General features: G+C 66.5%; 13 protein-coding genes. 9 read left to right on the top strand and 4 right to left on the bottom strand.

Annotation, left to right across the window (positions count from 1 at the left end; all coding sequences use genetic code 11):
• The 4 genes from infB to GM1_RS20670 form a co-directional block, all read left to right on the top strand.
• Positions 1 to 1,962, top strand: a 1,962-nt coding sequence (infB, locus tag GM1_RS20685) for a translation initiation factor IF-2 (RefSeq protein WP_008382167.1), incomplete at its 5' end; no start/stop codon positions are given.
• A complete protein-coding gene (gene rbfA, locus GM1_RS20680) occupies positions 1,962 to 2,411 on the top strand; it encodes a 30S ribosome-binding factor RbfA (RefSeq protein WP_008382165.1) in 450 nt (149 codons plus the stop codon). The genes infB and rbfA, both read left to right, overlap by 1 nt.
• Entirely contained in the window at positions 2,408 to 3,364 is a 957-nt protein-coding gene (locus GM1_RS20675; RefSeq protein WP_008382163.1) for a DHH family phosphoesterase, read from the top strand. Before rbfA ends, GM1_RS20675 begins: the two co-directional genes overlap by 4 nt.
• Before the next feature lie 6 nt (positions 3,365 to 3,370).
• Entirely contained in the window at positions 3,371 to 4,645 is a 1,275-nt protein-coding gene (locus tag GM1_RS20670) for an MATE family efflux transporter (RefSeq protein WP_008382162.1), read from the top strand.
• Between the two features lie 11 nt (positions 4,646 to 4,656).
• On the opposite strand, the gene GM1_RS21800 is transcribed toward GM1_RS20670, so the two are convergent.
• Positions 4,657 to 5,289, bottom strand: a complete 633-nt coding sequence (locus GM1_RS21800) for a hypothetical protein (protein WP_008382159.1) — start codon at positions 5,287 to 5,289, stop codon at positions 4,657 to 4,659.
• 52 nt (positions 5,290 to 5,341) lie between these two features.
• Between GM1_RS21800 and GM1_RS20660 the strand changes: the two genes are divergently transcribed.
• Both GM1_RS20660 and GM1_RS20655 read left to right on the top strand, forming a co-directional pair.
• Entirely contained in the window at positions 5,342 to 5,950 is a 609-nt protein-coding gene (locus GM1_RS20660) for a TetR/AcrR family transcriptional regulator (RefSeq protein ID WP_040520912.1), read from the top strand.
• Positions 5,950 to 6,309 (top strand): DoxX family protein, encoded by a 360-nt coding sequence (locus GM1_RS20655; protein ID WP_008382156.1) that lies wholly within the window; start codon positions 5,950 to 5,952, stop codon positions 6,307 to 6,309. The genes GM1_RS20660 and GM1_RS20655 overlap by 1 nt, the downstream gene beginning before the upstream one ends.
• Here GM1_RS20655 and GM1_RS20650 read toward each other — a convergent pair.
• Complete coding sequence (locus GM1_RS20650; protein WP_157436249.1) at positions 6,248 to 6,802, bottom strand: hypothetical protein; 555 nt, start codon at positions 6,800 to 6,802, stop codon at positions 6,248 to 6,250. The genes GM1_RS20655 and GM1_RS20650 overlap by 62 nt on opposite strands.
• A 29-nt stretch (positions 6,803 to 6,831) precedes the next feature.
• Positions 6,832 to 7,161, bottom strand: coding sequence for a GNAT family N-acetyltransferase (locus GM1_RS20645; RefSeq protein WP_008382155.1), 330 nt, complete (start codon positions 7,159 to 7,161; stop codon positions 6,832 to 6,834).
• Between the two features lie 129 nt (positions 7,162 to 7,290).
• Here GM1_RS20645 and GM1_RS20640 point away from each other — a divergent pair, with 129 nt between their 5' ends.
• Genes GM1_RS20640 through truB form a run of 3 tightly spaced genes read left to right on the top strand, consistent with a single transcriptional unit; the run spans position 7,291 to position 9,828 of the window.
• Entirely contained in the window at positions 7,291 to 8,244 is a 954-nt protein-coding gene (locus GM1_RS20640; RefSeq protein ID WP_008382154.1) for a metallophosphoesterase family protein, read from the top strand.
• A gap of 19 nt (positions 8,245 to 8,263) precedes the next feature.
• Complete coding sequence (locus GM1_RS20635; protein WP_008382153.1) at positions 8,264 to 8,929, top strand: 4'-phosphopantetheinyl transferase family protein; 666 nt, start codon at positions 8,264 to 8,266, stop codon at positions 8,927 to 8,929.
• A complete protein-coding gene (gene truB / locus GM1_RS20630) occupies positions 8,929 to 9,828 on the top strand; it encodes a tRNA pseudouridine(55) synthase TruB (RefSeq protein ID WP_008382152.1) in 900 nt (299 codons plus the stop codon). Before GM1_RS20635 ends, truB begins: the two co-directional genes overlap by 1 nt.
• Positions 9,829 to 9,832: 4 nt before the next feature.
• Here the strand turns inward: truB and GM1_RS20625 are convergent, their stop codons facing one another.
• Positions 9,833 to 11,272 carry a carboxylesterase/lipase family protein gene (locus GM1_RS20625; protein ID WP_008382151.1) on the bottom strand — a complete coding sequence of 480 codons (1,440 nt, stop codon included), beginning with the start codon at positions 11,270 to 11,272 and terminating at the stop codon, positions 9,833 to 9,835.
• Positions 11,273 to 11,351: the final 79 nt, after the last annotated feature.

Raw genomic sequence — 11,351 nt, 5'->3', positions numbered from 1 at the left:
GGTCGTCCCGGCGGCGGTGGCGGCGGCAACCGTGGACGCGGCGGCGCAGCAGGCGCGTTCGGTCGTCCCGGTGGCGCTCCGCGTCGTGGACGCAAGTCGAAGCGTCAGAAGCGGCAAGAATACGATTCGATGCGCGCTCCCGAGGTCGGCGGCGTCCGTCTGCCTCACGGCAACGGCGAGGTCATCCGCCTCGCCCGCGGCGCATCGCTGTCCGACTTCGCCGAGAAGATCAACGCCAACCCGGCATCGCTGGTCCAGGCACTGTTCAACCTCGGTGAGATGGTCACGGCGACCGAGTCGGTCAACGACGAGACGCTGGAGCTGCTCGGCGGCGAGATGAACTACACGGTTCAGGTCGTCAGCCCCGAGGACGAAGACCGCGAGCTTCTGCAGAAGTTCGATCTCACCTACGGCGAAGACGAAGGCGACGAGGACGATCTCCAGCAGCGTCCGCCGGTGGTCACCGTCATGGGTCACGTCGACCACGGCAAGACCCGCCTGCTCGACACGATCCGCAAGGCGAATGTCGGCGGCGGCGAAGCCGGCGGCATCACCCAGCACATCGGTGCGTACCAGGTGAACACTCACCTGAACGACGAAGATCGCCTGATCACGTTCATCGACACCCCGGGTCACGAGGCGTTCACCGCTATGCGTGCCCGTGGTGCGAAGGCCACCGACATCGCGATCCTCGTGGTCGCGGCCGACGACGGCGTCATGCCGCAGACGGTGGAGGCTGTGAACCACGCGCAGGCGGCCGGTGTGCCGATCGTCGTCGCGGTCAACAAGATCGACAAGGAAGGCGCCGACCCGGCCAAGATCCGCGGTCAGCTCACCGAGTACGGTCTGGTGCCCGAGGAGTACGGCGGCGACGCAATGTTCGTCGACATCTCGGCCAAGCAGGGCGAGAACATCGACGCACTGCTCGAAGCCGTCCTGCTCACCGCGGACGCGTCTCTCGATCTGCGCGCGAACCCGGACATGGACGCACAGGGTGTGGCCATCGAAGCTCACCTGGACCGCGGTCGCGGCCCGGTGGCGACGGTGCTCATCCAGCGCGGCACGCTCCGTGTCGGCGACTCGATCGTCGCCGGCGACGCCTACGGTCGTGTCCGTCGCATGGTCGACGAGCACGGCGACGACGTCACCGAGGCGTACCCGTCGCGTCCTGTCCAGGTCATCGGCTTCACGTCGGTGCCGGGTGCAGGCGACAACCTCCTCGTCGTCGATGAGGACCGCACGGCTCGCCAGATCGCGGACCGTCGCAACGCACGCAAGCGCAACGCGCTCGCTGCACGCAGTCGCAAGCGCATCAGCCTCGAGGACCTGGATTCGGCCCTCAAGGAGACCAGTCAGCTGAACTTGATCCTCAAGGGCGACAACTCGGGCACCGTGGAGGCGCTCGAGGAGGCCCTGCTGGGCATCGAGATCGACGACGAGGTGTCGTTGCGTGTCATCGACCGCGGCGTCGGCGGCGTCACCGAGACCAACGTCAACCTGGCGGCGGCTTCGGACGCGATCATCATCGGCTTCAACGTCCGTGCCGAAGGCAAGGCGACGGAGCTGGCGAACCGCGAAGGCGTCGAGATCCGCTACTACTCGGTCATCTACCGGGCCATCGAGGAGATCGAAGCAGCGCTCAAGGGCATGCTCAAGCCGGTCTACGAAGAGGTCGAACTGGGACGCACCGAGATCCGCGCGATCTTCAAGTCGTCCAAGGTCGGCAACATCGCAGGCTGCATGGTCCAGTCGGGTGTGGTGCGTCGCAACGCCAAGGCGCGTCTGCTGCGCGACAACAACGTCATCGCCGAAACCGCGACGATCTCGTCGCTGCGACGTGAGAAGGACGACGTCACCGAGGTCCGCGAGGGCTTCGAGTGCGGTCTGACGATCACCTACAGCGACATCAAGGTCGGCGACATCATCGAGACCTACGAGATGGTGGAGAAGGCGCGCGACTGATGGTCGATCATGCACGAGCCGCACGGCTCGCCAAGCGGATCACCACCATCGTGGCTTCCGCAATCGGCTCGGAGATCAAGGATCCCCGGCTGGCGCACGTGACGATCACGGATTGCCGGGTGACCGGCGATCTGCACGACGCCACGGTGTTCTACACGGTGATGGGCGCGTCGGTCGACGCCGAGCCCGACATCGCCGAGGCACAGGCCGGCCTGGCCGCAGCCACCGGCTCCCTGCGCTCCAAAGTGGGCGCGGGGACGGGGGTGCGGTTCACGCCGACCCTCCGGTTCGAGCTCGACACCGTGCCGGATGCGACGCGGGCCATGGACGAACTGCTTGCTCGCGCTCGTGCTCAGGACGAGCTCGTCGCTCGAGCTGCGCAGGACGCGAAGCCCGCAGGAGAGTCGGACCCGTACAAGCACGACGATGAGTCGTCTGGGGAGTCGTGAACCGGGCGTCTGCCTCAGCGGTCGCGTCCGCTCTGCGGGACGCGGATTCGGTCGTGATCATCAGTCACGTCCGGCCCGATCCCGACACCATCGGCAGCGCCCTCGGACTGGGACTCGGACTCGCATCGCTCGGCATCGCCGTGCGGTGCGGGTTCTCCGGTCCCGAGCCGTTGCCGAGCACCCTCCTGGAGCTTCCGGGTGTCGAGTTGGTCCAGTCGTTGACGATGCCGTCCGCCGGTGAGGTGGCGGTGGCCGTCGACGCTGCGACGCCGAGTCGGCTGGGGGATTACGAGGCAGTGTTCGCTGCGGCCGACACCACTGTCTGCATCGATCACCACGTGTCGAATCCCGGTTTCGGCGATCTCGACTTCATCGACGCCGAATCCGATTGCACCGCAGTGCTGGTCCTCCAGGTGCTCGATGAACTCGGCGTCGGCTTGAGCGCCGACATCGCGACGTGTCTCTACGCGGGTCTGGTCACCGATACCGGATCGTTCAAGTGGGCTCGCCCTGCGTCGTTCGAAGTGGCGGCGCGATTGCTGAAGGCGGGTGTCGACGGAGGCAAGTGGAGCCGGGTGCTGCTCGACTCTCATCCGTACGCGTGGCTGCAGATGGTCTCCCAGGTGCTCGGTTCGTCTGTGCTCGATGAGACGGCATGCGATGGACGTGGACTCGTCTACGGATGTGTCAACGCCGACGCGATGGCGGACATGAGCTGGGACGAGTCGGAGAGCGTGATCGACATCGTGCGCACCGCTCGCGAAGCCGAAGTCGCAGCCGTCTTCAAGGAGGCGACAGAGGGATCGTGGACGGTGTCGCTGCGGAGCAAGGGCGCTGTCGACCTGGTGCCGATCGCGCGGGCGCTCGGCGGGGGCGGACACACTCGTGCGTCCGGCTACTCCGACACCGGGACGGCCGACGAGGTCGTCGCCCGGCTGCGCGCCCTTCTGTAGTCGTTCATGCTCAAGCTCGCCGCGTCGGCGTTGGTCGTCCTCGTGGCGCCGCCGTTGTATCTCATGCTCGACCTCGCCGTCGTCGGACGGCTCGGCGCTCACGAGCTGGCGTCGCTCGCGGTGTCGACGCTGGTTCTCGGAGTGATCTCCACACAATTGACATTTCTGTCGTACGGGACCACCGCTCGGTCGGCCCGTGCGTTCGGCGCGGGTGACCGAGAGCGGGCGGTCGACGAGGGGGTGCAGGCCACATGGATCGCGCTCGGTGTCGGCGCGCTGATCGTCGGCGTCGCCTGGCTGGTCGCGCCGTGGGTCACCGGCGTCCTCGTGCCCGACGACGTCGTGGCGTCCGACGCTGCGCGATGGCTTCGCATCGCGGTGTTCGGAGTACCGCTGATCCTCGTGTCGATGGCGGGCAACGGGTGGATGCGCGGCGTGCAAGACACCCGGCGACCAGTGGTCTACGTGGTGGCCGGGCTGTCCGTCGGCGCCGTGCTCTGCGTGGGACTCGTTCACGGACTGTTCGGCCTTCCGCGACTCGGATTGGAAGGCAGCGCAGTCGCCAACCTTGTCGGCGAGTCGATCACCGGCGCACTCTTCGCGTGGCGATTGGTCCGTGAGGCGTCGGGGCGGTTGGCGCCGGTAGGGGGCGTCATCCGCGCGCAACTCACAATGGGTCGCGATCTCATCCTGCGCAGTCTTTCGTTCCAGGTCTGTTTCGTGTCTGCTGCCGCTGTCGCCGCGCGATTCGGCGTGGCCCAGGTGGCGGCGCATCAAGTGGTGCTGCAGTTGTGGGAGTTCACCGCCCTGCTGCTGGATTCGCTCGCCATCGCCGCTCAACAACTCGTCGGCGCAGCGCTCGGAGCCAAACTGTTCGACGACGCTCGGAAGACGTCGACCCACGTCACGAAGGTGTCTGCCGCGGTGTCTGTTGCCGTGGCCGCAGGTCTGGCGCTCGGGGCGGGACTGCTCCCGCGCATCTTCACGTCCGATCAGGGTGTCCTCGACGCGATCACCACACCGTGGTGGTTCTTCGTGGCCATGCTTCCGATCGCCGGTGTCGTCTTCGCACTCGACGGTGTGCTCCTCGGCAGCGGCGACGCGGCGTTTCTCCGCACGGCCACCCTCGCGGGTGCGCTCGGCGCATTCCTGCCGATGATCTGGCTGTCACTCGTGTTCGACTGGGGCCTGGCCGGCATCTGGTCCGGTCTTCTGCTCTTCATGATCACACGGCTCGGCGCCGTCGTCTGGCGTGTCCGTTCAGGCGCCTGGGTCCGCTGATCTGCTACAGGTCAGTCGCCATCGGCGAGCCAGATCAGAAATGGGTCCGTCGGGTCGTCGTCCATGTCTGCGGCGGTGGTGACGATGTCGACGCCTCGATCAGGGATGTCCACCGCGAACGTTGTCCTCAGAAACGTCTGGAACGCGGTCGGGGCGGTGAACGGAGGATCGTCGTTGTCGACCTCTGCGGCGTAGACCTCTTCCGGCGTCAGCGCGTGCGCCTCGGGCCAGCAGGGTTCGTCGTAGCCGATCGCAAGGAATCGGAGGAAGTCGACGGCGTCGTCGGTGCTCACTCCGGACCACGTTGAACCGGACCCGGACCCCAGATGGACGAATCGACTGCGGCCATCGTCATCGACCCACAAACCTGCGTGCGAACCGTCGCCGCCCGTGCGGAACAGCGGGATCACCCGGTCGCGTTTGGACTCGTCGTCGTGCCAGTACGTCATGAAGTCGGGATCGACGTCGACGGCGACCTCGCTCAGTGAGTCGATGCCGACCGGAACGAGGCGGGCATGCAGATGGTCAGTCGCGTCGTCGACATGTCCGTTGTCGGCGAGCCAGTCGAACGTGGTGAGGATCGGTTGTGGCAAGACGATTCCGGCGGGGAGCAGCGCTACGAGCCGGTCGGTGAACGGAGTCATGGAACGAACGTATCGCTGGACCGGATCCTCCGCCGCGGGTACCGTAATGAACATGTTCAATGAACACGTTCAGTCAATGAGGGCGGAGCAGAAGTCTGCGACTCGAGAACGAGTCATCGCCTCGGCGCAGAGACTGTTCGTCGAGGTCGGCTTCGGGGCGACGACGATCCGCCGGATCGCCGAAGACGCGGGAGTCAGCGTGGGGACGGTGATGAGCGTGGGGGATAAGGACTCGCTGCTGCTCGCCGCATTCGACGGATGGATCGGGGCCGTGCACGGGGCCAGGGGAGAAGTGTCTCCCGGTGGTGACCCGGTCACACGGATCGGCGACGTCGTGCAACCGTTCCTCGACATCTTCGACGCCGACCTCCATCTGGCGCGAGAATACGGAGCCGTTCTTGCGCGGGGATCGCAGTCGACAGAGGTGTTCGGCGCCCTCGCCGTCGCGCTGCAGAACGACTTTGAGGCGGTGTTCGCCGACGCGGGCCTCGGACCAGACGCCGGACCCGCCGCCCGGGCGGTTTACCTGGCCTATCTCGGGCTGGTGATGACGTCCGCCGTCGTCGACAGCGACGCCGTCGCCATCCGTGCCGATCTCGAGTCCGTCGCTGCCGTGCTCATCCGCTCGACCGTCGCAGATACGCAACCCGAGGAGTCCTGATGTTCGCAACACCCGATCCCATCTGGCCCGTCCTGCTGCTCGCCGTTGTCATCGGCGGGGACGCGCTCATGTCGATCCGACCGCCGGCTTTCATCCGTGACTGCTACGCGGGTGTCGGCTTCCCCCTCGAATGGGGATGGGCGCTCGTCTACATCAAGGCGCTCGCCACCGCGGGCCTGATCGTCGGAGTCTGGCATGACGGCGTTGGAGTCGCGGCGACGGCAGGTGTCGTCGCGTACTTCGTCGCCGGGTCCATCGCTCACATGCGGGCGGGCTTCGTCGGTGTCACCTTCTGGATCAACTGCTTGGGAATGCTGGCGCTGTCTCTCGGGGTGCTGGCGTGGTCGTTCGTCTGGTGATCCGTTCTCGGATCACTTCCTCGAGCCAGAACGCGACATTGGCGGCGGCGATGATCACCCAGCCGATTCGGATGGCGCCGGACGCGTGGTTCACCAGGTGCTCTGAGGCGGGGCCGGGCATCACGAAATAGACCATCAACATCGCGTACCCGTAGACGACCACGATGGTCGCGGCGATGACGCCGAAGAGCCCGATACCGACTCGCCTTGCGATCGACCATGCGAGGACGTATGCAAACGGCCAGCCGACGATAAACAAGGTCGCGTCTGCGACCAGCGGCAGTGACACGACCGGAATCACTGTTGCCGCCATTGCAGTGCTCGCCGCGGTCGCGGCTCTTCCTGGTGGAGCTATGGCATAGAGCACCGTGCTGTACAACACCGCGTTGACAATCAAGCCGAACACGGCGGCAGCAACGGGGATCTGATCGGCGAACGTGAACATCGCTACCGGCACAGCGCTCGACACCGCGAGGGCGACAACGGCGATCACAGCGCGCAGCCGCGAGTCCGTCGGCCGCATCAGGCCAGGATCATGTGCTGGTACTGCGGGAATCTCTCCACGAACTTCTGCACATACGTGCAGACCGGGACCACTTGCCGGCCCTCGGCTTCGAGGGCGTCGAGCAGTTGGACGGTGAGGAGGCGAGCGAAGCCGGCTCGTCCGAACTTCTCGGTCACCACCGTGTGGAGGATGACGATGTCGCCCCCTGCGGTCAGCTCGTAGCCGGCCAATCCGATCAACTCGTCGCCCGACCACATCTCGTAGCGGTCCCGGTCCGGGTTGTGTCGGAGGAGCGGGGACGGATCGAGTTCCACTGTCGGCGGCGGAACCGGGATGGGCTGCGTCATGGCTCCACGGTAGTCCTCTCATCGCGCCGCGCGTCCGATCCGGAAATGAAACGGGGCAGTCGGCGAGTGCCTCGGATGGTGTCGCGCGGCGGTGATCAGCCGTGAATCGACGCGTGCGACGATGAACGCATGGCGACTCTCTGGGCGATCAGCGATCTGCACGTCTCGCACCGCGGCAACGAGCAGATCCTGGACCAGATCAGGCCCACAGATCCCGGGGACTGGCTGATCGTCGCAGGCGACGTCGCCGAGCGCACTGACGACATCGTCGACACGCTGCGCCGTCTTGCGGCACGTTTCGCCAAGGTCGTGTGGGTCCCCGGAAACCACGAGCTCTACACGACGGCGAAGGATCCGCTGCAGATCTTCGGCGTCGCCCGATACGACTACCTGGTTCAGGCCTGCCGCGACCTCGGTGTGGTCACCCCGGAGGACATCTATCCGCTGTTCGACCCGGGAGACGGCTCGGACCCTGTGCGGGTCGTCCCGATGTTCCTGTTGTACGACTACACATTTCGCCCCGAGGGCACAACAACAACGCTGCAGGCGCTGGCCGTCGCACGGGAGCGGAACGTCGTCGCGACCGACGAGTTCCTGTTGTCGCCGGAACCTTTCGGAACCCGCGATGCGTGGGGTCGAGCCCGGATCGAGGCCACCCGGACACGGTTGGAGGCGATCGATCCGAGTGAGAAGACGGTGCTGATCAACCATTGGCCGCTCCGACGAGAGCCGTGCGACGCACTGATGTACCCGGAGTTCGCGTTGTGGTGCGGCAGTGAGCTGACCGCCGACTGGCACACCAGGTTCAACGCTGCCTGCAGCGTCTACGGTCACCTGCACATCCCGCGGACCACCTGGTACGACGGTGTCCGGTTCGAGGAGGTGTCTGTCGGCTACCCCCGGGAATGGAAGCGACGCGGTCTGCCGCATCCGCTGCTGCGTCCGATCGTGCCGGACGGCGGCATCACACCCGACGCGCTGCCCGAGCACGGTGCGCGCTTCGACCTGCCGCCGGACTACGAGGAGAAGGCGGCCGAGTTCCGCAAACGCATCGAGGAGCGGCGCGCCAGGCGCGACAGATGAGCATGGCAAAATCGAACACATGATCTCGCGACTCGTGCCGTCCGGCGTGGGCGCCGCCGAAACATTCGGCGACCCACCCGGACTGACAGCCATGCCCGCCGAAGAGAGCCTCATCTCGCAGGCGGTGGAGAAGCGTCGTCGCGAGTTCATCACCGCGCGGCACCTCGCCCGTCAAGCCCTCGGCCAGCTCGGATACGACCCGGTTCCGATCCTGCGCGGCGAACGCGGCATGCCGCTGTGGCCGAATCAAGTCGTCGGAAGCATGACGCACTGCGACGGCTATCGCGCGGCCGTCGCCGCCTACACGATGCAGGTCCGCTCGCTCGGCATCGACGCCGAACCGCACCTGGCGCTGCCGGACGGCGTCCTCAGCCACACCTCGGTACAGGCGGAGCGTGACGTCCTCGCCACCCGAGACGACGACCTGCACTGGGATCGCCTCCTGTTCTGCGCCAAAGAGGCGACATATAAGGCGTGGTTCCCGATCACTCACCGTTGGCTCGGCTTCGAGGACGCTCACATCACGTTCACCAGGGACACTGACGCCGACGGACTGAGCGGCACGTTCACGTCCACCATCCTGATCGACGGCGCCACCATCGACGGGGGCGGCCCGCTGCTGACGATGCCCGGTCGGTGGGCCGTCACGGACGGTCTGATCCTCACGACGATTGCGCTCACCTGATGGCAGATTCCAGCATCGACAACGCGGGGCTGCTCATCGTCGACAAGGCTGCCGGAATGACAAGCCACGACGTCGTCGCCAAGACCCGGAAGGCGTTCCAGACACGCAAGGTCGGGCATGCGGGAACCCTCGACCCGATGGCGACCGGGGTCCTCGTGATCGGCGTCGAGCGCGCCACCAAGCTTCTCGGCTTGCTGTCGCTGACGACGAAGTCGTACGCAGCGACAATCCGACTCGGCCAGAGCACGAACACCGACGACGCCGAGGGCGACGTCCTCGAATCGTCGGATGCGAGCGGCGTCACCGATGAGCAGATCGTGGCCGGAGTCGCCGCGTTGACCGGCGACATCCTGCAGATCCCCGCCAAGGTCAGTGCCATCAAGGTCGACGGCCGACGCGCTCACGTCCTCATGCGCACGGGCGAGGAGTTCGAGCTCGATGCTCGACCCGTCACGGTCTCGAGATTCGACATCCTCGACATCCGCCGCGACGGCGCGTTCGTCGATGTCGACGTCGACGTCGACTGCTCGTCAGGAACCTACATCCGTTCCCTCGCGCGGGATCTCGGCGCCGGCCTGGGCGTAGGCGGTCACTTGACTGCGCTCCGCCGCACGGCCGTCGGGCCGTTCACTCTGGATCACGCGCGGACGATGGATGCGGTGACGGAGGCTCCCGGACTGTCGCTCGGGATCGATGATGCGGCGAAGCTGTGTTTCCCGCTGCGCGAGATCAGCGACGACGATGCCGAGTCGATCAGCCAGGGCCGCTGGCTGGAGCCTGTCGGGATGAAAGGCGTCTACACCGTCGTCGATCCGTCCGGGCAGGCGATCGCACTGGTCCAGGAGAAGGGTCGACGAGCGAGCTCGGTCATGGTCGTGCGCCCCGCGACCCTCCGCTGATCCCTCACGCGAACAGGTGCGGCTGCGCTCCTGCGACGTGAGGTTCCCACCCCGGATCACCGGACATGACGAATGCCGTCCAGACGGCGTGCATTCGGGTCGCGAGTGCTTGGTCGGGGGAGTCGCCGACCAAGCGGTGAGCGTCATCGAGGTGATCGAAGACGTAGGGGATCTCGACGGCGTGTCCGGCGCGAATGCCTGCGACCGGGCTGTGGCGGCCGAACTCGTACAGGAACGTGTGAGTGTCTCCTCGGGCGTCGGCGATGTTGATCGTCGGGTCGGAGAACCCCGTCCGGGTCAGTTCGGCGCACAGAGCGTCACCCGGAGTGACGCCGCTCGCGACGAGTTCGGTGAACCGCGCCGTGTCGAGTCCGGCACGTGCCAGGAACCCGGCGGCGCCGGCCTCGTCGACCGCGGCGACCAGACCGGTCGGCGCCAGGAAGAAGTGGAACTCGTCGGCGTTCCAGCCCGCGAGCAGCGGCACTCCGGCGCCTGCGCCGTCGGCGATCGATGCAACAGGGTGGGCAGGCAGTACGTCACCGTCGATCACCGGGAACAAGCTCATGATGCCTTGGCCTGCAGCGATGACCGATTCGCCCCACACGGATGCATCGGGGTTCATCGACAGTTCGAGGGCCATCTGGGTCTGGGCCGCAAGCAGGTCCTCGGACGACACGGATGCCCAGCCCGCAGCAGTCGGTTCCACGCCGAGGATCTCGCTGATTCTGGCGCTGACCTTGCGAGCGTCGGGGATCGTCGCGGCCGCCACGCCGTTGCCGCTCTCCATCACGGCCCGCTGGAACAGTCCCGTGGCGCGCGGTGACGCCAGGAGCGACGCGACGCTCATCGCGCCTGCGGATTCACCGACGATGGTGACTTGCGACGGGTCGCCGCCGAACGCGGCGACGTTGTCGCGCACCCATTCGAGGGCGGCGATCTGATCGAGCAGTCCACGGTTCTCCGGTGCACCTTCGACAGACGCGAAGCCGGGCGCCCCGAGGCGGTAGTTGATTCCGACGAACACCACGCCGTCGCGGGCGAAGGAGTCGCCGGAGTAGATGCCGACCCGATTCGCTCCGCGAGTGAAGGCTCCACCGTGGATCCACACGAGAACCGGAAGGTCGTGCGCGTTGGTGTCGGGTGTCCACACGTTGACGTTCAGGTAGTCGTCGCCGGGCGCGATGACGTTCTCCAGGATCGATCCGATCGGCTCCGGATACCCGACCTGCGGTGCCGCGGGCCCGTACTCACCGGCGTCGCGAAGCGCCGTCCAAGCAGTGGGAGGCTGCGGTGCGGCGACTGCGAGGTCGCCGACAGGTGCTGCGGCGTAGGGGATTCCGAGGAACGCGGCGACGGTCGAACCGTTGCTCGTGGGGACGAATCGGCCGCGGATGGGGCCGGACACGGTCTCGACGACGGGATGCTCGATTGAGGCGGAGGTCACAACATGCACCCTATCCGCTTCGGGCTCAGCGAGACGGGTTCCCCGAACTCAGTACTCAGAAAGCCGGTCGAGGGCTATC

This window comes from Gordonia malaquae NBRC 108250, assembly GCF_000344135.1.
Lineage (GTDB): Bacteria > Actinomycetota > Actinomycetes > Mycobacteriales > Mycobacteriaceae > Gordonia > Gordonia malaquae.
This window is presented reverse-complemented; position numbering and strand designations above follow the sequence as displayed.